Source organism: Actinomadura roseirufa (assembly GCF_900659635.1).
In the GTDB taxonomy this organism is placed as follows: domain Bacteria; phylum Actinomycetota; class Actinomycetes; order Streptosporangiales; family Streptosporangiaceae; genus Spirillospora; species Spirillospora roseirufa.
The window spans coordinates 1-21,311 of record NZ_CAACVB010000099.1 but is presented as its reverse complement, the minus strand read 5'-3'; the positions used below and the strand labels follow the sequence as shown (position 1 = coordinate 21,311).

The following is a 21,311-nucleotide window of genomic DNA, read 5'->3' as shown; positions in this document are numbered from 1 at the left end:
ATGCTCGTCGCCTCCGGACTGGTGAAGCACTACGGCGGCGTCACCGCGCTGGACGGGGTGGGAATCGCCCTGGACGCGGGGGAGGTGCACGCCCTCGTCGGCGAGAACGGCGCGGGCAAGTCCACCCTCGTGAAGATCATCTCGGGGGTGGTGCGCCCGGAGGCGGGCACGATCGCGCTGGACGGCGAGCGGGTCCGCTTCGCCGGCGCCCGGCAGGCCGCGGCGCAGGGCGTGGCGATCGTCTCCCAGGAGCTGATGATCTACGACGACCTGACCGTCCTGGAGAACCTGTTCCCCTATGGCGCGCCGCGGCGGGGCGGCCTGGTCAGCACCCGGGAGATGCGCGCGCTCGCCGCGCCGGTGCTCGCGGAGCTGGGCCTCGACCCGCCGCCGCACGCGAAGGCGGGGGATCTGCCGCTCGCCGACCGCCAGCTCCTGGAGATCTGCCGGGCGCTCCTGCAGCGGCCGCGGGTGCTGATCCTCGACGAGCCGACCTCCGCGCTGCCCCGCGCCGCCGCCGCGCGGCTCGCCGAGGTCACCCGGGGGCTGGCCGAGCGCGGGCTGGCCGTCCTGTACATCTCGCACTTCCTCGAAGAGGTCATGCGGGTGGCGACCAGGGTGACCGTCCTGCGCGACGGCCGGGTCGTGCTGCCCGGCGCCCCCGCCGCCGACGTGGGGCTCGACTCCCTGGTCACCGCGATGCTCGGGCGCCCCGCCGCCCGCGCCGCCTCCGGGTCCGCTCAGCCCACCCCACCGGCCGCCGCCCCGCCCCGCCCCGGCGGGGCGGCGGTCACCCTCACCGGCGTGACGGTCCCGGGACGGCTGCGGGAGGTGTCGCTCGAGGCGGCGTCCGGCGAGATCGTCGGGCTGGCGGGCCTGCAGGGCTCCGGCCACCTCGCCGTCCTGGACGCCGTGTGCGGGCGGGCGCGGCCGTCGGCCGGGGCCGTGCGGCTGCCCAACGGCCGCTCGCCCCGCTCCGCCCGGCACGCGGTCGGCCAGGGCGTCGCGAGCATCACCGGCGACCGCAAGGGCCGGGGTCTCATGCTCGACAAGCCGCTGTGGGAGAACGTCACGGCCGTGAGCTGGCTCGCCCAGGGACGCGGCGGGCCGATGCCCCGCCGCGCCGCGCTGGTCGAGCGTTCCCGCGGGCACCTGGACCGGCTGCGGGTGCGCGGCGACGTCCGCGCGCGGACGGGCGGCCTCTCCGGCGGCAACCAGCAGAAGGTCGTGCTGGCCAAGTGGCTGGACGCCGCGCCCGCCGTCCTCGCCCTGGACGACCCGACCCGGGGCGTGGACGTCGGCGCCCGCGGTGAGCTGCACGACATCGTCCGGGAGCTCGCCGCCGGCGGCAGGGTGGTGCTGATCGCCTCCTCGGACCTCGCCGAGCTCGTCGAGCTGTGCCACCGCGTCCTGGTGTTCCAGCACGGCCGCGTGGTGGACGTCCTCGACGGCGACCGGCTCACCGAGCCGGAGCTGAGCATCGCGATGAACGCGGGCTTCGCCGGCACCGCCGGCTGAACCCGCCCGGTCCGCCGGGCCGGGCCCGGCCCGGCGGACCCGGTCAGCCCCGCAGGAACGCGATGACCGGCGCGAACTCCTCCATGGCCGAGTCGGGGACCTGGTAGTAGGTGAAGCCGTACCGCTCGCGCCGCGCGGCCATCTGCTCGGCGATGTGCTCGGGCGGCCCCACGAACTGCGAGGGCATGTCGAGGACGAGGTCCGCCGACGAGGTGCCCCAGCCGCGCAGCACCGCCACCTTGGCCGCGGTGCGGTGGGGGTCGGCGCCGAAGGTGGGGTTGACCATCATGCTCAGCTCGACGTCCCGGCCGCCGGCCGCCTCGCGGACCCAGCCGACCTTGCGGGCGATCGTCTCCGGCAGCCGCTCCTCGATCTCGTCGGAGATCGTCCCGTCCGGGAGGGCCCGGGGGAGCACGCCCACGATGTCGGCGTGCCGCCCGGCGACGCCGAGCATGCGCCGGGCGCCCGCGCCGACCGCGAGCGGCGGGCGCGCGCCGGGCCGGGGGAACACCGACAGGCCGTCGATCCGGTAGTGCTCACCGGTGAAGGTCGTCTTCTCCCCGGAGAGCAGGCCGCGCAGCACCTGGAGGGCCTCCTCCAGGCGGCCGACGCGCACGCCCGCCGGGTCGAACGGCATTCCGGCCGCCTCGTACTCGCCCCTGTGCCAGCCGGCCCCGACGCCCAGCTCGAACCGGCCGCCGGACAGGTGGTCGAGGGTCGCGGCCTCCTTGGCGAGCATCACCGGATGGCGGAAGTCGTTCGACACGACCATCGTGCCCAGCCGCAGCGTGGACGTGGCGCAGGCCGCGGCGGCCAGCGCGGGCATCGGCGCCAGCTGGTCCCCGAAGGGGTCGGACACGAAGTGGTCGCGCAGGGTCAGCGTCGTGTATCCGAGGGCCTCCGCGCGCCGGGCCGTGGCGACCAGCTCGGCACCGGAACGGATCGACTCGCCCATGACCCCGAAACGGAAGGGCCGCCTGTGTTCGTCCATGGGACGAGCATGCCGCCTGAGTGGATCGTTCCGCTGGCAGGAAACCGACACGGGGTTCCGGGCGCGCCGGGCGAATCGGCGGCCGGGGCTGGCTTCCGCGAAGCCTGGACCCCACTATTACCGCAAGGTATGTCGCCCGGCCGCCGCTCCCCGGCCTTGGAGGTCCGCACGTGAGTGACACGTCCCCCGCCAGAACACCGGCCTTCCGGAAGATCGCGGCCGGTGTGCTGCTGGTCGTCCCGTTCGCCGTCTACCTCGCCGTGCCGAGCTACGCGAAGGAGAGCCCGCGCGTGGCCGGCTTCCCGTTCTTCTACTGGTGGCAGCTCCTCTGGGTCGTGCTGACCGGGGCGTGCATCGGCGCGGCCCACCTGCTCACCCGGAATCGGGGAGCCGCCAAGTGACGGACGTCAACGGCGTCGAGCTGACCGTCTTCGTCCTCTTCTTCGCCGCCGTGACCGCGGTGGGCTTCGCCGCGGCCCGCTGGCGGCGCGCCGAGACGCTCATGCACCTGGACGAGTGGGGCCTCGGCGGCCGGAACTTCGGCACGTTCGTCACCTGGTTCCTGCTCGGCGGCGACCTCTACAGCGCCTACACCTTCGTCGCGGTCCCGTCCGCCGTGTTCGCGGGCGGCGCGATGGGCTTCTGGGCGGTGCCCTACGGCGCGATCGCCTACCCGATCGTGTTCCTCATCGGCCCCCGGCTGTGGTCGGTCGCGCACCGGCACGGGTACGTCACGGCGGCCGACTTCGTCCGCGGGCGGTACGGGTCGCGGACGCTCGGGCTCGCCGTGGCGCTCACGGGCATCCTGGCGATGATGCCCTACATCGCCCTGCAGCTCGTCGGCATCCAGGCCGTCCTGACGGTGATGGGGGTGACCGGCTCCGGCTGGGCCCGGGACCTGCCGCTGTTCGCGGCGTTCGCGCTGCTGGCCGCCTACACCTTCACCTCGGGCCTGCGCGCGCCCGCGCTCATCTCCTTCGTCAAGGACGCGATGATCTACCTGGTGATCATCGTGGCGATCGTCTACATCCCCACCCGGCTCGGCGGCTGGGACAGGATCTTCGACACGGCCGGGACGGCGCTGGCCCGGCCGAATCCCGCCACCGGCCGGCCGTCCGGGTCGCTGGTCACCACCGACATGACGCACTGGGCCTACGGGACGCTGGCGCTCGGCTCCTCGCTGGCGCTGTTCATCTACCCGCACACCGTGACCGGCGCTCTCGCCGCGGGCCGCCGCGACGTCATCCGGCGCAACGCGGCGCTGCTGCCCGCCTACTCCCTGCTGCTCGGCCTGCTGGCCCTGCTCGGCTACATGGCGCTCGCCCACCCCGGCGTCGTGGCCGCCGTGAAGGAGGCGAAGAACCCGCAGCTCGCGGTGCCCGAGCTGTTCGACCAGGTGTTCCCCGACTGGTTCGCCGGAGTGGCGTTCGCCGCGATCGGCGTCGGCGCGCTGGTGCCCGCCGCGATCATGTCGATCGCCGCGTCCAACCTGTTCACCCGCAACGTCTACACCGCCTTCCTGCGGCCGGACGCGACGCCCGCGGAGGAGACGCGGGTATCGCGGCTGGTCTCGCTGCTGGTGAAGGTGGGGGCGCTGGTGTTCGTCCTCGGCTTCGACAAGTCCCTCGCGATCAACCTGCAGCTGCTGGGCGGCATCTGGGTCGTGCAGACCTTTCCCGCCATCGCGGTGGGCCTGTACACCCGGTGGCTCGACCGGTGGGGCCTGCTCGCGGGCTGGGCCGCCGGGATGGCGTACGGGACGATCACCGCGTACGGCACCTCGTCGCCCACGCAGGAGCACTTCGGGTCGCCGCTGGCCGCCATCCCGGTCGTCGGCCACACCGGCTACATCGCGCTGACGGCGTTCGCGCTGAACATCGCCGTCGCCGTGGCCGTCACCGCGGTGCTGCGCGCCCTGCGGGTGCCGGCGGGCGAGGACGCGACGAGCGAGGACGACTACACCGCGGACGCGGGCGACCGGCCGCCGGCCCCAGAGGACCCGGGCCGTCCGCTCGCCGGCCGGCCCGTCGCCTGAGCGGCGGGGCGTCGACCGGTGGAACGGGGCGAGCGGCTCGATCGCCGACCGTGCGGCGTAAGGGCGTCACCGACTGCCCGGTTCCACCGGTCCCTTCCAGGCTGCGCCTCCGGGGCCCGGATCCGCAAGGCGCGGCCGGGGCACCGGAGGCGCGGGCGACGCGCTCGTCAGGACGCGCCGACGCGCTGGGTCAGCAGCCGTCCCGGCCAGTCGCCCACCGCGAACTCGGCGGCCGGTTCGAAACCGTGCCGCCGGTAGTACTCGACCAGCCGCCCGTCCCCGCCGCCGTAGCAGTCGACCCGGACCAGGTCGACGCCCGCGGCGCGCGCCTCGTCCAAGGCCGTGCCGATCAGGGCGCCGCCGACGCCGTGCCCGGCGAAGGCGCGGTCGGTGACCAGCAGCGTGATGTAGAGCTCGGGTTCGCCGGCCGCCTCGACGTAGTGCGGCGGCGTCGCCGAGAGGGCCAGGACCCCGGCCGGGCGCCCGTCCACCTCGGCCACCCGGATGTCGTCGGTCCGGGCGATCCCGGTGATCCGTTCCACCCGCTCCGGGCGGGCCGACCAGGGCTCGGTGCCCCACTGACCGGACCGCCCGCGGGCCACCAGCCACTCCACGGCCCCGTCCAGCATCGCCATCATGGCGGGCACGTCGTCCGTGCCGCCCTTGCGGATCTCCATCGCGCCTCCTCGCGCCCCGATCCTCGCAGACCGGTGATCATGAAAGCGAGGCCGGGGCGAGCCGCCGCCGGGCGGCTCAGGAGGCGATGAGCGTCCGCGCCCGGCGGAACAGGTCCAGGGTGATCGAGTGCAGCAGGTCGCCGGTCTCCGCGGGCGCCCGCCCGGCGCACGCGCGGGCGTGGGTGCCCTCCAGGACGATGCCGAGCTTGAAGCAGGCGAGGACCGTGTACCAGGTGATGGACGGCAGGTCGCGCCCGGCGACGGCGGCCGGCCGCTCGGCGTAGGCGGCGACCAGCTCGTCCGCCGCCGGCAGGCCGCCCGCGGCGCCGAGCGGCCCGGCGAGCGCGGCGCTCTGGTCGCCCCGCTCGGGCCAGGTGGCCAGCAGCCAGCCGAGGTCCAGCAGCGGGTCGCCGATCGTGCACATCTCCCAGTCGACGATCGCCGCCACCCGCGGCCCGTCGAAGGAGTACATCAGGTTCGCCAGGTGGTAGTCGCCGTGCATGATGCCCGGCCGCCATGCCGCGGGCCGGTGGGCCTCCAGCCACGCCGACACCTCCTCCAGGCCGGGGATCCGGGGCCCGGGGTACCCCTCCAGCGCCCGGTAGGACTCCAGTTCCGAGGTCCAGCGGCCCACCTGCCGCTCCAGGAACCCGCCGGGCCTTCCGAAGTCGCCCAGGCCGACCGCCTCGTGGTCCACGGCGCCCAGCGCGGACAGCGCCCGCGCCGCCTCCAGGCCCATCTCCCGCCGGACGGCCGCGTCGCCGGCATGGAGCGGCGGCAGCGTGACCGACGCGTTGAAGCCCTCGACCGGGGTCATCAGGTAGAAGACGGCGCCGCGCATGACCGTCTCGTCGGGGCAGGCGGCGATGAGGCGCGGCGCGGGCACGCCGGTGCCCTCGAGCGCGGCCAGCACGCGGGCCTCGCGGCGCAGCACCTCGTTCGTCCGGGCGCGCAGGTGCGCCGGGCCGCGCCGCAGGACATAGCCTCGCCCGCCACGGCGGAAGCGCACCAGCAGGTTCTGCGTGCCTCCCGACAACGGCGCGACGTCCTCGAACGGCCCGCCCGGCAGCCCGCGCGCGTCCATCCATCCGGCCAGGACGGCGAAGTCGACGAGCGCCGGGTCGATCTGCTCAGGTTGCACGGCGGTCCCTTTCCGGCACAGGGTTCTACCGGAGAGTAACAGCCGCGGGCCGTCCGGGCGGTGCGCGCGACCGGCGCGGCGTGCGGCTGGATCGCCCCTGGTCGCGGCGGTACGGCCGCGTGACCCGCCGGGGCGGACGGCAGGGCACGGCGGCGTGGCCGGAGGCGCACTCCGCCGCCCGCGTCCGCATGACGGGTGGGCGAGCGTCGTCCGGATCCGGTCCCGGAGGTGCGGTTTCGCGCGTTCCACGGGCCGGGCGGCGGTCCGCCCGCGATGCTCGAAGGCATGGACGACGATGCCGCGACGGCGCGGGAGATGGTGGAGGTGCGGCTGGTGGGCGGGCCGGCGGACTGGGCGGGCCGGACGCTGCAGGTGCCGCGGAGCCAGGTCTACGGGTGCCGCCGGGAGCAGGTGGGCGCGTCGCTGGTCTCGGCGTACACCCCGCCGCGGGACTCCGGCGAGGGCCCGGACGTGCGGGCGCTGTACGAGCCGGACCGCGACGAGGCCGCGGACGTGGCGACCTGGCGGTTCCGCGGCTGGTCGCCGCGGGCCGTGCCCGGCCTGCTGCCCGCCGACGCGGAGCGCCGCGCGCTGGCCCGCCGGCGCATGATCGCCGTCGGCCGGGAGTTCCGGGACCGGGCGCGGCGGACCCGCGAGTCCGGAGTCCGCGAGTCCGAGGTCGGCGGATCCGGGGACGGCGAGATCGGGAACGGCCGCGGCGAGGCCTGATCGGGGATCGGCCGCTCCGCCGGAACCGGTGGCACCGCGGCGTTTATCGGGAGGCTTCGCCCCGGTTCCCGGTGCTACGGTGCCGAAGCCGGCCGCGGGACTCCGGCGTGACTTCCGGAACCCGCCTGTTCAGCGATGATTCGCCGTTCGCGCCCTCCTTCCCCGGCCGGCACCCGAGCCTTCCGACGACCGTGGGCAGTGATGAGCGAGACGTTCGCGGACCTGATCGCGTGCGAGGACGTGCTGATGTTCGTCAACGCGGCGATCACGTCCACCGGTCAGCGAGAGTTCCAGTACTTCGCCGGGGACCAGCGGCTGTCGCTGGAGTTCCTGCACGAGTACATGCTGGAGAACTACCGCGAGTTGTACGCGACGGCGCTCGCCCTCGACGTCAACGACCACAACGCCGTGATCGTCATCCGGAACCTGCTGGTGCGGGCCGGTGACGTGGACGTGGCGCGGCGCCGCTCCGAGGGCCGGCTGATCGCCCGGCGGCTGGAGCTGCTGCCCCAGCATCGCGTGTACCGGCTGTTCCGCGACCTGCGCCGGCGCGGCGTGAACAACCGGCGGACCCGCGCCATCCTGCGCGACTGGCTGGCGGGCCGCCGCGACCCCGCGTTCGACGCGGTCAAGTACCGCGGCGCGCTGAAGGCCGCCGTGCGCCACGCGCACCTGGCGCTCGACGGCGAGATGCGGACGTTCCTGTTCGCGCCGCACAGCGTCAAGGCGTTCCGCACGCCCATCTTCGAGCAGTGGCGGCGCGCCCACTACGAGAAGGCCGCCGTGTACGAGCTTCCCTTCACGGTCGCGGAAGGGTTCGCGGCCAGGCACGGCATTCCCCGCGAGGTCTTCCTCGAGCGCATCGAGCCGCGGATGACCCGGCTGGAAAGGCTGCGTCTGCGGGAGAGCGCGAGGAAGGCCCAGGTCGAGGCCGTGGGCGCGCACGCGGACCTGGAGGGCATGCCTCTCACGAGGCTGGCGTCGTACGCGCTGTCCCTGGCGCCCGCAGACCGCGCCGCGCGCCGCGCCGAGCTGACCGGTGCCCTGCACGCCGCCGCCCGGCGGGTCGCGGGGCCGGACGCGGGGCGGTGGGGGAAGGTCACCGCGGTCCTGGACGACAGCTACTCCTCGAGCGGTTCGGGGCAGAAGCGCCGGCGGCCGCTGGCCGTGGCGCTCGCCGCCTCTCACCTGCTCGCGGTGCTCGCGAGCGAGTACCGGGCGATGTGGACGTCCGGGCGTACCGACGACCTGCTGGTCCGCCCGTCCGGCCCGACGCCGCTCGGGGAGCGGATCCTGGACGCGCTCGCCACCGGGCCCGACCGGATCGTCATCGTGTCCGACGGCCACGACAACGCCCCGCCCGGGCTCGCGGCCGACGTGCTGCGGATCTGGCGGACGCGGCTCGACCCCGGTCACAGCGTGGCGATCACCCATCTGAACCCGGTGTACGACGCCGACGACTTCGACGTGCGGCGGCTCGCGCCGACGGTGCCGACCGCGGGCATCCGCGACGCCGAGGACCTGCCCGCCCTCGTCGAGCTCGCCCGGTTCGCCGAGGGCCGGGTGGGGCTGGCGGACCTGCGCGCCCACCTGGACGTCCAGGTGGCCCGCTTCCTGGAGGTGCCGGCGTGACGCCCTTCCGTCTGGACGGGCTGCGTACCGCCCCCGCGCAGCTGTGGGGCTCGGTACGGCTCGTCCCGCTCGTCCGGGACGAGCCCGTGCCGCGCCTGCGCCTGCACCGCAGGGTCTACGGCGAACCGCCGGCCGCCGTGCGCGTGGGCGACGGCACCGCGTACACCGCGTTCATCCCGCACGCGTTCGTCGCGACGTGGGACGGCGACGGGGACGCCGCGCCCGCCGCCTCCTACGGGACGCGGCTGCTGGAACGGGAGGCCCGGCCGGCGCCGCCGCGCATGCCGGTGCGGCCCCTGCGGCGAATGGCGAGGAAGGCGGGCCGGGACCGGCTGCGGTTCCTGCCGCTGCACCTGGCCGTCGAGGGGTACCTCGCGCTGCACTTCGGTGGTCCCGAGATCGCCTGGGAGGAGTGGTCGCGGCGGGCGGTGGCGCACGGCCTGTCGCCGCGCTGCGAGGAGGCCTACCTCGGCCTGGAGGTGCGCGGGCTGGAGGACGCCCTGCGGATCTTCGAGATCCACCCAGGGCAGTGCGGGGTGCTGGTCTATGTCGCCGACGCGCTGGCCTCGGCGTTCGTCACCCCGCACGCCGACGACTACCGGGCACTCCACCCGACGCTGGTGGAGGACATGTTCGGCGAGCAGATCTACCGGTACGGGGTCATGGGCCTGCCGGCGGGCGAGGTGTCCGCGCCGCTCGGCGAGGCCGGGATCCGGTCCCTGGCGGACCTGCGGGCCGCCGCGGCGCGGCGCCGGGCGGAGTGGGCGGCATTCCACGACGAGGTCATGGCCGGTCGGCTCTTCGACCCCGCGGGGACCCATCGGCCCGTCCAGCACCTGCGCGGTTTCCGGCTGTCGCGGTTCCTGCCCTCCTTCGCGCCGGGCCGGGAGAACCACATCGGCGAGACGATCACCGACGCGGACGGCCGCGTCGCCTACCTGAAGTCGTTCCGGCTGTCGGAGGGGCAGATCCGCCGCGGGTATCTGCTCACCCGGCTCGCCGCGCACGGCTGGCGGCTGAGCGCCACCGCCGCGGCCCTCGGCATCGACGAGGCGGCCCTCGCCCTGCGGCTGGAGCGCTCGGGGTTCGGGTACCTGCTGCGCCAGGACGTCCTCGACCACTACCGGTCGGTGTCCAGGCGGGATCGCCCAAGGGACTCGCCCAGGTGAGCGCGGTGGCCGGGGGAGGCGGCGTCCCGGGTGATCCGGTCCGGGTCAGCGGAGGCCGGCGAACAGGTCGGTCTCGTGGGCGGGGGCGCCGACGCGGCTGTAGTGGCGGACGAAGCTCTCGCGGGAGAGCGCCGCGAACTGGGCCCGCTCCGGCATCTGCAGCAGGAAGATGTTCTCGCCCTGGCTCGCGTGCGCCTCGAGGGCCCGGAGCTTGCGGCCGACGTGCTCGGCGACGTCCACGACGGTGGTGACCAGCTCGTCCGGGGTACCGAAGTCGTCCGGCGGCTCGAAGCCGATGTCGATGCCCGCCTGCTTGACGAAGTCGAGCATCTGCGCGATGCCGGAGCGCGGCATGGCGGTGTAGTAGAACTTGTCGGGCACGCCGGTCCGCTCGGCGGCGGCGAGCGCGACGCGGTGCGCCTGGATGTGGTCGGGGTGCCCGTAGCCGCCGTTCTCGTCGTAGGTGACGACGACCTGGGGCCGGTACTTCTCCATCAGCGCGGCCAGCGGGCCCGCGGCGTCCTCGACCGGGAGGTTCGCGAACGCCTCGGGATGGGCGTTGGCGTCCCAGCCGTCCATGCCGCTGTCGCGGTGGCCGAGCAGCTCGAGGTCGCCGATCGCGAGGTGGCCGGCGGACTCGCGCAGCTCCACCAGGCGCCGCCGCGCCACGTCGGCGGCGTCGTGCCCGGGGTCGCCCGGTTTCACGCCGCCGGGGCCGTCGCCCTGCTCGCCGTTGGTGCAGGTGACGAGCACGGTGCGGATGCCCTCGGCGGCACAGCGGGCCAGCAGCCCGCCGGTGCCCAGCACCTCGTCGTCGGGGTGCGCGTGCACCGCCATCAGGGTGAGTTCGGGCTCCATCGCTGGGGTTCTCCTCGGCACGGTCGTCGGGCGCAGGCCCCACTCTACGTTCCGGGTCCGACATGCCCGGCGATGGAGTGGATCACTCGTCCCGGCCGGCGGCCGGGCCGGCGTCACGCGCCTCCCGCAGGGCCCGCACCCGGCCGCGCGCGCAGAACCAGCCCGCGACGAGCGCCGCGGCGATGGCGGGCCCGGCGGTGACGGTCATGTGGCCCGCCCCGTCGCGGTCGAACCACATCAGCACGACGACGGCGCCCAGGAAGGCCAGCGTGGCGATCTCGGTGACGGGGGAACCGGGCAGCCGGTAGGACGGCCGCGCGAGCTCGCCCCGCCGCGCCCGCCGCACGAACAGCAGGTGCGAAATCATGATCATGGCCCAGGTGCCGAGGACGCCGACCGCCGCGAAGTTCAGGACGATCTCGAAGGCGTCCTTGGGGACCCAGGCGTTCAGGCCGACGCCGAGGACGCACACGGAGGTGGTGAGAAGGATGCCGCCGTAGGGCACGTGGGTCCGGCTCATGGCCGTGGTGAACCGGGGGGCGGACCCGGCGGCGCCCAGCGAGCGCAGGATCCGTCCCGTGGAGTACAGGCCGGAGTTCAGGCTCGACAGCGCCGCGGTCAGCACGATGAGGTTCATCACCCCTCCGGCGGCCGGCACGCCCAGCTTGGCCAGGACGGTGACGAAGGGGCTCTCGCCCTCCTTGTAGGCGTTCCAGGGCAGCAGCATCGCCAGGAGCACGACCGAGCCGACGTAGAACACGAGGATCCGCCAGACGATCGAGTTGATCGCCTTGGGCATGATCTTCTCCGGGTTCTCGGTCTCTCCCGCGGCCACCCCCACCAGTTCCGTGGAGGCGTAGGCGAACACCACGCCCTGGATGACGACCAGCATCGGCAGGACGCCCTTGGGGAAGACGCCGCCGTGCTCGAACATCGTCGTGGGCCCGGCCTCCGCGCCGCCGACGTCGTGCCCGGTGACGACCAGGAAGACGCCGATGCACATGAACACCACGAGGGCGCCGACCTTGACGATGGAGAACCAGAACTCCAGCTCCCCGAAGATCCGCACCGAGATCAGGTTGATCGAGACGACGACGGCGAGAGCGACCAGCGCCAGCACCCACTGCGGGATGTCGGTGAACATCGTCCAGTAGTGGAGGTAGAGCGCGATCGCGGTGATGTCGACGATCCCGGTGGTCGACCAGTTCAGGAAGTGCATCCAGCCCGCGACGAAGGCGCCCCTCTCGCCCATGAACTCGCGGGAGTAGGAGACGAAGGACCCCGAGGACGGGCGGTGCAGGACGAGTTCGCCCAGCGCCCGCACGACCATGAACGCGAAGAACCCGCACACCGCGTAGGCGATCGCGAGGGAGGGCCCGGCGCTCGCCAGCCGGCCGCCGGCGCCGAGGAACAGCCCGGTCCCGATGGCGCCGCCGATCGCGATCATGTTGACGTGGCGCGTCCGGAGGGACTTGCTGTACCCCGTGTCGCCGGCGTCGACGTGCGCCGCCCCTGGAGGCGCCGCCCGAAGGTCCTGCTCGCTCACGCGCCGTTACCGCCTCTCTACCGACTGTCGATGGGCCCGGAGCAGTGTGGGTCATGGATCCGGGCGTGTCAACACGCTCCCCTGATTTACTGGCGTATAACGCGAGAGATACGGCTCTGCCGGAATGGCGGCGGTATGACCTGCGGAAATAGCGTCGTGATCTTTCTTGGCCTTCGGCCGCGGGCCCCGCATGCCGTACCGTCCGGGTATGGGATCGCCGCTGGTTCTGCTCGATGTGGACGGGGTTCTCAATCCGTTCGAAAGGCCACATAAGGGATATCGTCGGCATCGCTGCTCGCCCGACGGCGTCACGTTCCGGCTGTGGCTCGACGCGGGACACGGCCCGGCCCTGCTGGCCCTCGCCGAGACTGCGGGGGCCGAGCTGGCGTGGGCCAGCTACTGGTGCGACAACGCCAACGAGTGGATCGCGCCGCGGATCGGGCTGCCGGCGCTGCCGTTCGTGCCGATCCCGAGGTTCCCCGGACCGGAGGAGGGCGGCACGCTCGGCGCGTGGAAGGCGCGGCACGTCGCGCGGTGGACCGAGCGCAGGCCGTTCGTGTGGTTCGAGGACGAGCCCGACGCCACCGACCGCATCGGCGCGGAGCCCGGCGCCGGGGAGCACCTGCTCGTCGTGGTCGACCCACTGACGGGTCTCACCGCCGAGCACCTCGACACCGCCGCGGCCTGGCTCGGCGGCCTCGCCCGCTGACGCCCGGCCTGCCGGGGGAGCGGGCCCGGGCGCGGGCGCGACCCCGGGCGGCCGAAGCCGCCGCGAAGCCGCGCCCACGCCGCCGGGCCTGCTCAGCAGGCGCCGAGAAGGCCGTTCAGAGCGGACTTCTCCGCCGAGTCGATCTGCAGCCCGTACCTGTACTTCACGTCGATCCAGGAGCGGGCGTACATGCAGCGGAACGACGTGAGCGGCGGGAGCCACTTGGCCGGGTCCTTGTCGCCCTTGGCCTGGTTGACGTTGTCGGTGACCGCCCACAGCTGCGAGCTGTCGAGGTCGTTGGCGAACGCCTGGCGGCGCGAGGTGGTCCATGAGGCCGCGCCCGAGCGCCACGCCTCGGCGAGGGGCACCATGTGGTCGATGTCGATGTCGGACGCGAGGGTCCAGGTCGCGCCGTCGTAGGGGCTGTACCAGGTGCCCGAGATCGCCGCGCAGGACGCGTCGGTCTGCACGTTCACCCCGTCGCGTTTGAGGACGACCTCGCGGGTATTGCACGTCCCGGACTGGGTGATCCAGTGCGGGAACTTGTCGCGGCTGTACCCGGTGAGCGAGCCCTCCGGCGCCACGGTGAGCGCGGCGAGGTGCTGGGCGGCGACGCTCGCGTCGGGCGGGGTGGGCGGAGCGGCCTGCGCGGCGGGCGCGAGCAGGGCCGTCGCGGAAAGGACGGCCGCGGCGAGAGCGCTGACCATGAAACCCGTGCGTTTCACGTGATCTCCTTTTCTTTCTGGATCAGGAGTGGTCAGTCTCGATTAGCTGGATAAACCGGAAATGTCTATTCGGTGAGCGAAGAGCACGAATGGGTCACGAAATGTCCTGTGATCAGGTGGCATTCGGCCAAGACGGGCCGCGGGGGTACGTCCGGCGTGGACCTTCGCGTTCGTTCGGACGGCGCGGGAAGGACGGCCCTACACTGGGTCAGTGTTCGAACATGCGAGCGAAGGTGAGGTCATGGAGATCCGGAGCCTGATGAGCCCCGCCGCGCGCGTCGTCGGAGAGGTCCCCGCGGACCGCCTGGAGGCGCCGACGCCGTGCTCCGAGACGGCACGCGAGTACGGGGTGTTCGGCGCCGAGGTGCCCGTCCCGGCGGACGCGCCGCCGCTGGACCGCCTCCTCGGAGTCGCGGGCCGCGACCCCGGCTGGAAGCCCTGAGCGAACCGCCCGCGGCCGCGCGGGTCCCGGCGCGAGCCGGTCCCCGCGCGCTCTACCCTTGAGGCATGTCTTCGACCTCTTCGATCCGTGTGCGCTTCGCTCCGTCACCGACCGGCATGTTCCACGTCGGCGGCGCCCGTTCGGCGCTGTTCAACTGGGTGATGGCCGCGCAGTCGGGCGGCACGCTCGTGCTGCGGATCGAGGACACCGATGCCTCCCGCAACAGCCCGGAGTGGACCGAGGGCATCATCCGCGCCCTGGCCTGGCTCGGGATGGACGGCGAGCAGTACGAGGGCCCCTACTTCCAGTCGGCGAACGCCGCCCGGCACGCCGAGGCGGTGCACACCCTCGTCGGCCAGGGCCGCGGCTACTACTGCGACTGCACCCGCGAGGCCGTGATCGCCCGGACCGGCGACCAGCACAAGGGGTACGACGGCTTCTGCCGCGACCGCGGCCTGGAGCGCGGCCCGGGCCGCGCCCTGCGGTTCCGCACGCCCGACGAGGGCCAGACCACCGTGGTGGACCTGCTGCGCGGCAAGCCCGTCTTCGAGAACGCCGTGCTCGAGGACTTCGTCATCGCCCGCGCCGACGGGTCGGTGACGTTCCTGCTGGCCAACGCGGTCGACGACATGAGCCAGGGCATCACCCACGTGGTGCGCGGCGAGGAGCACCTGTCCAACGCGCCCAAGCAGCAGCTGCTGTGGGAGGCGCTCGGCGGCGAGCCGCCGGTGTGGGCGCACGTCCCGGTCATCGTCAACGAGAAGCGCCAGAAGCTGTCCAAGCGCCGCGACAAGGTCGCCCTGGAGGACTACCGCGCCGAGGGGTACCTCGCGGAGGCCATGCGCAACTACCTGATGCTGCTCGGCTGGGCGCCCTCGAACGACCGCGAGATCGTCCCCTGGGACGTCGTCGTCGAGGAGTTCCGCATCGACGACGTCAACACCTCGCCCGCGTTCTTCGACGTCAAGAAGCTCCGCGCGATCAACGGCGAGTACATCCGCGCGCTGCCGGCCGAGAAGTTCGTCACCGCGTGCCTGCCGTTCCTGGAGAACGCGCCCTTCGCCGTCGACATGGCCGTCTTCGCCGAGCTCGCGCCGCTGGCGCAGACCCGGGTGGCGCTGCTGTCGGAGATCGTCCAGATGATCGACTTCGCGTTCCTGGACGAGCCGCCGGCCGACGAGGCGTCGTGGAACAAGGCGATGAAGGAGCCCGCCGCCGCGATCCTCGCCGCCGCCGAGGAGGCCTACCGGGACGCGTCGTGGCACGCCGACGACCTCAAGGAGCGGCTGGAGCGGATCGGAGCCGAGCACGGGCTCAAGCTCGGCAAGACCCAGGCACCCGTCCGCGTGGCCGTCACCGGCCGCACCGTGGGCCTGCCGCTGTTCGAGTCGCTGGAGATCCTGGGCCGCGACCGGACCCTCGCGCGCATCGCCGCCGCGCGGGCCCGGCTCGAGGCCGCCTCCTCCTGACCGCGGGTCCCACCGGCGTCCGCCGGGGCGGGAGACGACGCCTCCGCCCCGGTGCGACCTCCCGTGCGGGGAGACGCCGGATCAGCGTTCGGCGGGCTCGTCCCGGGCGAACAGCGCACTGAGCTCGGTCAGGAGGCGGTCCAGCTCCTGGACGTCGCCGCGCAGTGCCGTGGGCGCCCGCTTTCCGACGATCTCGGCCTGCTCCCGCACGGCGGCGAGGCGCTCCCCGACGAGCTCGGCCCCCTTCCGCCCGGCCGGCGCCTGCCGGGCCGGGCCCTCGCCCTCCCGCGCGCCCGGCCGCTCCTGCAGCTGCTCCGACTGCTCGCGCAACAGGGCGGCCTGCTCCCGCAGCAGGACGGTCTGGTCGCGCAGCTGCCGGTTCTTGTTGTGCAGCTCCACGAACACCGACACCTTCGCGCGCAGCACCCACGGGTCGAACGGCTTGGAGATGAAGTCGACGGCGCCCGCCGCGTAACCGCGGAAGGCGTAGTCGGGGTCGCTGTTCACCGCGGTGAGGAAGATGATCGGCAGGTCACGGGTCTTCTTGCGCCGCTTGATGTCGCGGGCCGTCTCGAACCCGTCCATCCCCGGCATGACGACGTCCAGCAGGATGACCGCGTACTCGTCGGTGAGCAGGGCCTTGAGCGCGTCCTCGCCCGAACGCGCCCGGACCAGGTCCTGGTCGAGCGAGCTGAGGATCGCCTCCAGCGCGATGAGGTTCTCCTCGCGGTCGTCCACGAGCAGGATCTTCGCCTTGTCGTCCACGCGTCGTCTCTCTCCGGGTTCCCGTCAGCGAACGATGGAAGGTTGCAGCCAGTTCCGCATGACGTCAAGAAGATGGTCCACGTCGACGGGCTTCGGGACGTAGTCCGACGCGCCCGAGTCGAGGCTCTTCTCCCGGTCGCCCTTCATCACCTTCGCCGTGATCACGATGATGGGCAGCTCGGCGAACTGCGGCATCTCCCGGATCGCCGCGGTGGTGGCGTAACCGTCCAGGCCCGGCATCATCACGTCCATCAGCACGACCGCCACGTCCGGGTTGCGGTGCAGCACGTCGATGCCGGCCTGCCCGTCCTCGGCGTACAGCACGTCCATGCCGTAGCCCTCCAGGACGCTGGTGAGCGCGAACACGTTCCGGACGTCGTCGTCGACGATCAGGACCTTGCGGCCCGACAGGACCGTGTCGAGGTAGTCCGCCGGGGGTCCCTGGAGCATCCCCTCCAGCGCCTCGCCCTCCCCGTTGCGATCGCCGGGGGGCCGCTGGTCGGCCGGCATCCCGTTCTCGCGCGGCGGACCGGCGAGACCCGGCCCGGCCCCGGCCGCGGATCCACCGCCCACGGGCCCGCCCGCCGGGACCATGCCCGGCGCCACGTCCACCGCGCCCGCGTCCTCGGGCAGCGCGGAACGGCGCCGCCCGTCGGCCTCGCTGTACTGGGCGGGCAGGTAGAGGGTGAACACGCTCCCGCGGCCCGGCTCGCTCTCGGCGTGGATCTCGCCGCCCAGCAGGCGCGCGATGTTGCGGCTGATCGACAGGCCGAGGCCGGTGCCGCCGTAGCGGCGGCTGGTGGTGCCGTCCGCCTGCTGGAACGCCTCGAAGATGACCTGGAGCTTGTCGGCGCTCACCCCGATCCCGGTGTCGATCACCCGGAAGGCGATGACGTCGGGGGTGTTCCACAGCGCGGGCAGCGTGAAGTCGATGTCCCCGGCCCGCTCGATCAGCAGCCGCACCTCGCCCTCGGCGGTGAACTTCACCGCGTTCGACAGCAGGTTGCGCAGCACCTGCTGCAGGCGCTGCTCGTCGGTGTTCAGCGTCGCCGGGACGTCCGCGGCGACCTCCACGCCGAACTGCAGGCCCTTGTCGACCGACAGCGGCCGGAACGTGGCCTCCACGTAGTCGACCAGCGCCGACACCGACAGCCGCTGCGGGTGCGCCTCCATCTTCCCCGCCTCGACCTTCGCCAGGTCCAGGATGTCGTTGATCAGCTCCAGCAGGTCGGTGCCGGACTCGTGGATCGTCTGGGCGAACTCCACCTGCTTGCCGGTGAGGTTCCCGCCCTGGTTCTCCGACAGCAGCTTGGCCAGCACCAGCAGGCTGTTCAGCGGCGTGCGCAGCTCGTGCGACATGTTCGCCAGGAACTCCGACTTGTACCGCGAGGAGATCGCCAGCTGCTCGGCGCGCTCCTCCAGCGTCCGCCTGGCCTGCTCGATCTGGAAGTTCTGGATCTCGATCGCGCGGTTCTGCTGGGCCAGCAGCGCCGCCTTCTCCTCCAGTTCGGTGTTGGAGTGCCGCAGCTCGCCCTGCTGGCGCTGCAGCTCGTCCGAGCGCTCCTGCAGCTCCTGCGCGAGCCGCTGCGACTCGCCCAGCAGCGCCTCGGTGCGGGTGTTGGCGCTGATGGCGTTCAGCGTCACCCCGATCGTCTCGATGAGCTGGCTGAAGAACGCCAGGTGGACGTCGGTGAACCGGCCGAACGAGGCCAGCTCGATCGCGCCGAGCACGGTGTCCTCGAACACGATCGGCAGCACGATGATGTTGACCGGGGACGCCTCGCCCAGCCCGGACCCGATCTTGACGTAGTCGGCGGGGGCGTCGCCGATCAGCAGCGTCCGCCGCTCCTGCGCCGCCTGCCCGACCAGGCCCTCGCCCAGCGCGAACCGGACGGCCCCCGCCCGGGTCCGCCGCGTCCCGTACCCGGCGATCAGTACCAGCTCGGTCTCCTCGCCGCTGTTCTCGGCGAGGTAGAACGCGCCGTACTGGGCGCTCGCGGTCGGCGTCAGCTCCCGCATGATCAGCTCGGCCACCTGCAGCAGGTCCCGGTGGCCCTGCATGAGCCCGCCGATGCGCGCCAGGTTCGTCTTGAGCCAGTCCTGTTCCTCGGTGGCGCGCGTCGTCTCGCGCAGCGTCGCGACCATGAGGTTGACGTTGTCGCTCAGCTCGGCGACCTCGCCGCGCGCCTCGACGGTGATCGTCCGGGTCAGGTCGCCGGTCGCGACGGCGCTCGCCACCTCGCCGATCGCCCGGACCTGCGTGGTCAGGTTCCCGGCCAGCTCGTTCACGCTCTCGGTGAGCCGCTTCCAGGTGCCCGACACGCCCTCGACCTCGGCCTGGCCGCCGAGACGGCCCTCGCTGCCCACCTCCCGGGCGACGCGGGTGACCTCCGAGGCGAACGACGACAGCGTGTCCACCATCGTGTTCAGCGTGGTCTTCAGCTCCAGGATCTCGCCCTGCGCGTCCACGTCGATGCGTCGGGTCAGGTCGCCGTGCGCCACCGCCGTCGCGACCTGGGCGATGTTGCGGACCTGGTAGGTCAGGTTGGACGCCATGCCGTTGACGTTGTCGGTGAGGTCCTTCCACATGCCGCCGGCGCCGGGCACGATCGCCTGGCCGCCGAGGCGCCCCTCGGTGCCGACCTCCCGGGCGACGCGGCTGACCTCGTCCGCGAAGGCCGACAGCGTGTCGACCATCGTGTTCATGGTGTCCTTGAGCTGCAGGATCTCGCCCTGCGCGTCGACCGCGATCTTCCGGGTCAGGTCGCCCTGCGCCACCGCCGTCGTGACCTGCGCGATACCGCGCACCTGCGTGGTCAGGTTGTTCGCCATCGAGTTGACGTTGTCGGTGAGGTCCTTCCAGACCCCGCTGACGCCGTGCACCTTCGCCTGGCCGCCGAGGCGCCCCTCGGTGCCGACCTCCCGGGCGACGCGAGTGACCTCGTCGGCGAACCCCGACAGGGTGTCCACCATCGTGTTGACGGTGTCCTTGAGTTCCAGGATCTCGCCCTGCGCGTCCACCGTGATCTTCTTGGTCAGGTCCCCCTCGGCCACCGCGGTCGTGACCTGGGCGATGTTGCGGACCTGGTAGGTCAGGTTGGACGCCATGCCGTTGACGTTGTTCGTCAGGTCCTTCCACACGCCGCTGCCGCCCGGCACGCGGGCCTGGCCGCCGAGGCGCCCCTCGGTGCCCACCTCGCGGGCGACGCGGGTGACCTCGTCCGCGAACGCCGACAGCGTGTCGACCATCGTGTTCACGGTCAGCTTCAGCTGCAGGATCTCGCCCTGCGCGTCCACGGTGATCTTCTTGCCGAGGTCGCCCTCGGCCACCGCCGTGGTGACCTGGGCGATGTTGCGGACCTGGTAGGTCAGGTTGTTCGCCATCGCGTTGACGTTGTCGGTCAGCTTCTTCCAGACCCCGCTGACCCCGCGCACGTGCGCCTGGCCGCCCAGCTGTCCCTCGGTGCCCACCTCGCGGGCCACCCGGGTCACCTCGTCGGCGAACGCCGACAGCTGGTCGACCATGGTGTTCACGGTGAGCTTCAGCTCCTGCAGCTCCCCGGTGGCCTCGACCGTGACCTTGCGGGTCAGGTCGCCCTTCGCCACCGCCGTGGTGACCTCGGCGATGTCGCGGACCTGGGCGGTGAGCCGGCCGGCCATCACGTTCACCGCCGCCGTCACGTCCCGCCAGCGGCCCGTCATCCCGCGCGCGGGCGCCTGCCCGCCGAGACGTCCCTCGGTGCCGACCTCCCGGGCGAACTGGGCGACCTCCCAGGTGAACTGGTCGAGCAGCTCCACCATCCCGTTCACCGACCGGGCCATGCGCAGCAGCTCCCCACGCATCGGCCTGCCGCGCACGCGCAGCTCGACCCGCTGGCTCAGGTCTCCCGCGGCCACCGCCTCCACCACCTGGTGCATCCCGGTGGCGAGGTCCGTCAGCTTCCCGATGATCGCGTTGGCGTCCTCCGCGGCCGCCGCCCACGTGCCGCGCAGCGCCCCGACCGGCAACCGGCCGTGCAGGTGCCCCTCCCGGCCGATCTCGCGCCGCACCCTGCTGAGCCCGGAGGTCAGCTCCTGGCCGATCTGCCGGATGTCCTCCAGGATCGCCGCGGCCTCCGCCACGGCGCCCTCGGCCGGCACGTCCAGCTCCTGGCGGGCCCGCCCGTCGCGTACGGCGACGAGAGCCCGCAGCAGCGGTTCGAGATCGGCGTCGCTGTAACGCGGGGTGGTGTCACGAGACCCGCCGCGGCGGGCACGGGACGCGGTACGCGGCATGCTCTTTTCCTCCTGGCCCGCCATGGTCGGGTCACCGGGCACCACGGACTCCTTGTCTGAGCCGCATCTGTACTCTACGTCCCCAGGTGCTCCGGAGCCGGTATCGAGGGTTCCCGGGTAAAGGCGGGGCAACGACGGGGGATCGGTGCTTGTAGTCTTCGTGTTACGGTCTGTCGTGTCGCGGTGGGGGGACGCTTCACCGAGGTCATGCGCCCGCTCGGCCCGGTGCGCGACTCCGCTCGCCGTGCGGCCGGACGGTCTGTCACGATAGCCGGACCCAAGCCAGAGACGCTTCGAACGAGGGACGACATTGGATCGGCAGACGGCGTCGGCGACCTTCCCGTCCGCCGCCGCGGCGGTGGCGGACGCGCGCCGCTTCGTCCGCAAGGTGCTCGCCGACTGGGGCATGGAGGACGCCGCCGACGACGCGGTGCTGGCCACCAGCGAACTCGCCACCAACGCCGTCGCCTACGCCGGCACCTCCTTCGAGGTCACCTGCCGGGTCGAGGACGGCGACATCAGGGTCGAGGTCCGCGACCGGGACGGCGCGCCCGACCGGGCAGGACGACCTGCCGGACGGCGTCGCCTCCAGCACGCTCGTGGTGCGGGCCCGCGCCGCCGGCTGCAAGA

Annotated in this window: 18 protein-coding genes; 10 read left to right on the top strand and 8 right to left on the bottom strand. The window is 73.0% G+C overall.

Annotation, left to right across the window (positions count from 1 at the left end; translation table 11 throughout):
- Positions 1-1,518, top strand: a complete 1,518-nt coding sequence (locus E1291_RS21250) for a sugar ABC transporter ATP-binding protein (RefSeq protein WP_131739594.1) — start codon at positions 1-3, stop codon at positions 1,516-1,518.
- Between the two features lie 43 nt (positions 1,519-1,561).
- Here the strand turns inward: E1291_RS21250 and E1291_RS21245 are convergent, their stop codons facing one another.
- Positions 1,562-2,509, bottom strand: coding sequence for a TIGR03621 family F420-dependent LLM class oxidoreductase (locus tag E1291_RS21245; RefSeq protein ID WP_131739592.1), 948 nt, complete (start codon positions 2,507-2,509; stop codon positions 1,562-1,564).
- Between the two features lie 170 nt (positions 2,510-2,679).
- On the opposite strand from E1291_RS21245, the gene E1291_RS21240 reads away from it, so the two are divergent.
- On the top strand, positions 2,680-2,910 hold the full coding sequence (locus tag E1291_RS21240) for a DUF3311 domain-containing protein (protein ID WP_131739590.1): 231 nt from the start codon (positions 2,680-2,682) through the stop codon (positions 2,908-2,910).
- Positions 2,907-4,544 (top strand): monocarboxylate uptake permease MctP, encoded by a 1,638-nt coding sequence (gene mctP, locus E1291_RS21235; RefSeq protein ID WP_131739588.1) that lies wholly within the window; start codon positions 2,907-2,909, stop codon positions 4,542-4,544. Before E1291_RS21240 ends, mctP begins: the two co-directional genes overlap by 4 nt.
- Positions 4,545-4,711: 167 nt before the next feature.
- Here the strand turns inward: mctP and E1291_RS21230 are convergent, their stop codons facing one another.
- On the bottom strand, positions 4,712-5,221 hold the full coding sequence (locus E1291_RS21230; RefSeq protein WP_131739586.1) for a GNAT family N-acetyltransferase: 510 nt from the start codon (positions 5,219-5,221) through the stop codon (positions 4,712-4,714).
- A gap of 76 nt (positions 5,222-5,297) precedes the next feature.
- Positions 5,298-6,362 carry a phosphotransferase family protein gene (locus tag E1291_RS21225; RefSeq protein WP_306434473.1) on the bottom strand — a complete coding sequence of 355 codons (1,065 nt, stop codon included), beginning with the start codon at positions 6,360-6,362 and terminating at the stop codon, positions 5,298-5,300.
- 285 nt (positions 6,363-6,647) lie between these two features.
- Here E1291_RS21225 and E1291_RS21220 point away from each other — a divergent pair, with 285 nt between their 5' ends.
- The 3 genes from E1291_RS21220 (at position 6,648) to E1291_RS21210 (ending at position 9,892) form a co-directional block, all read left to right on the top strand.
- On the top strand, positions 6,648-7,091 hold the full coding sequence (locus E1291_RS21220; RefSeq protein WP_131739584.1) for a hypothetical protein: 444 nt from the start codon (positions 6,648-6,650) through the stop codon (positions 7,089-7,091).
- A 201-nt stretch (positions 7,092-7,292) separates the two neighbouring features.
- A complete protein-coding gene (locus E1291_RS21215) occupies positions 7,293-8,723 on the top strand; it encodes a hypothetical protein (RefSeq protein WP_131739583.1) in 1,431 nt (476 codons plus the stop codon).
- The gene (locus E1291_RS21210) at positions 8,720-9,892 is read left to right on the top strand and encodes an ARPP-2 domain-containing protein (RefSeq protein WP_131739582.1); all 1,173 of its coding nucleotides are present in this window, start codon (positions 8,720-8,722) and stop codon (positions 9,890-9,892) included. Before E1291_RS21215 ends, E1291_RS21210 begins: the two co-directional genes overlap by 4 nt.
- A 45-nt stretch (positions 9,893-9,937) precedes the next feature.
- Here the strand turns inward: E1291_RS21210 and E1291_RS21205 are convergent, their stop codons facing one another.
- Together E1291_RS21205 and E1291_RS21200 are read right to left on the bottom strand one after the other, a co-directional pair.
- Positions 9,938-10,750, bottom strand: coding sequence for a PIG-L family deacetylase (locus E1291_RS21205; protein WP_131739581.1), 813 nt, complete (start codon positions 10,748-10,750; stop codon positions 9,938-9,940).
- An 82-nt stretch (positions 10,751-10,832) separates the two neighbouring features.
- The gene (locus tag E1291_RS21200; RefSeq protein WP_131739580.1) at positions 10,833-12,296 is read right to left on the bottom strand and encodes an amino acid permease; all 1,464 of its coding nucleotides are present in this window, start codon (positions 12,294-12,296) and stop codon (positions 10,833-10,835) included.
- A 208-nt stretch (positions 12,297-12,504) separates the two neighbouring features.
- Between E1291_RS21200 and E1291_RS21195 the strand changes: the two genes are divergently transcribed.
- Positions 12,505-13,005: an HAD domain-containing protein gene (locus E1291_RS21195; RefSeq protein WP_131739579.1), complete on the top strand. Its 501-nt coding sequence runs from the start codon at positions 12,505-12,507 to the stop codon at positions 13,003-13,005.
- Between the two features lie 92 nt (positions 13,006-13,097).
- Here the strand turns inward: E1291_RS21195 and E1291_RS21190 are convergent, their stop codons facing one another.
- Complete coding sequence (locus E1291_RS21190; protein WP_242614280.1) at positions 13,098-13,730, bottom strand: GmrSD restriction endonuclease domain-containing protein; 633 nt, start codon at positions 13,728-13,730, stop codon at positions 13,098-13,100.
- Positions 13,731-13,971: 241 nt separating this feature from the next.
- Between E1291_RS21190 and E1291_RS43335 the strand changes: the two genes are divergently transcribed.
- The gene (locus E1291_RS43335) at positions 13,972-14,172 is read left to right on the top strand and encodes a hypothetical protein (RefSeq protein ID WP_207400853.1); all 201 of its coding nucleotides are present in this window, start codon (positions 13,972-13,974) and stop codon (positions 14,170-14,172) included.
- 65 nt (positions 14,173-14,237) lie between these two features.
- Positions 14,238-15,641, top strand: coding sequence for a glutamate--tRNA ligase (gltX, locus tag E1291_RS21180; RefSeq protein WP_131739578.1), 1,404 nt, complete (start codon positions 14,238-14,240; stop codon positions 15,639-15,641).
- A gap of 81 nt (positions 15,642-15,722) precedes the next feature.
- Here the strand turns inward: gltX and E1291_RS21175 are convergent, their stop codons facing one another.
- Both E1291_RS21175 and E1291_RS21170 read right to left on the bottom strand, forming a co-directional pair.
- On the bottom strand, positions 15,723-16,406 hold the full coding sequence (locus E1291_RS21175) for a response regulator (RefSeq protein WP_131739577.1): 684 nt from the start codon (positions 16,404-16,406) through the stop codon (positions 15,723-15,725).
- Positions 16,407-16,430: 24 nt separating this feature from the next.
- Positions 16,431-20,681 (bottom strand): hybrid sensor histidine kinase/response regulator, encoded by a 4,251-nt coding sequence (locus E1291_RS21170; RefSeq protein WP_131739608.1) that lies wholly within the window; start codon positions 20,679-20,681, stop codon positions 16,431-16,433.
- Between the two features lie 310 nt (positions 20,682-20,991).
- Between E1291_RS21170 and E1291_RS21165 the strand changes: the two genes are divergently transcribed.
- The coding region (locus E1291_RS21165) for an ATP-binding protein (protein ID WP_165495222.1) at positions 20,992-21,311 on the top strand (320 nt) is incomplete at its 3' end.

Coding starts and splice junctions, on each gene's coding strand:
- E1291_RS21205 (WP_131739581.1), bottom strand. CDS start 10,750: ATGGAGCCCGAACTCACCCTGATGGCGGTGCACGCGCACCCCGACGAC.
- E1291_RS43335 (WP_207400853.1), top strand. CDS start 13,972: ATGGAGATCCGGAGCCTGATGAGCCCCGCCGCGCGCGTCGTCGGAGAG.
- gltX (WP_131739578.1), top strand. CDS start 14,238: ATGTCTTCGACCTCTTCGATCCGTGTGCGCTTCGCTCCGTCACCGACC.
- E1291_RS21170 (WP_131739608.1), bottom strand. CDS start 20,681: ATGCCGCGTACCGCGTCCCGTGCCCGCCGCGGCGGGTCTCGTGACACC.
- E1291_RS21250 (WP_131739594.1), top strand. CDS start 1: ATGCTCGTCGCCTCCGGACTGGTGAAGCACTACGGCGGCGTCACCGCG.
- E1291_RS21230 (WP_131739586.1), bottom strand. CDS start 5,221: ATGGAGATCCGCAAGGGCGGCACGGACGACGTGCCCGCCATGATGGCG.
- E1291_RS21220 (WP_131739584.1), top strand. CDS start 6,648: ATGGACGACGATGCCGCGACGGCGCGGGAGATGGTGGAGGTGCGGCTG.
- E1291_RS21195 (WP_131739579.1), top strand. CDS start 12,505: ATGGGATCGCCGCTGGTTCTGCTCGATGTGGACGGGGTTCTCAATCCG.
- E1291_RS21245 (WP_131739592.1), bottom strand. CDS start 2,509: ATGGACGAACACAGGCGGCCCTTCCGTTTCGGGGTCATGGGCGAGTCG.
- E1291_RS21215 (WP_131739583.1), top strand. CDS start 7,293: ATGAGCGAGACGTTCGCGGACCTGATCGCGTGCGAGGACGTGCTGATG.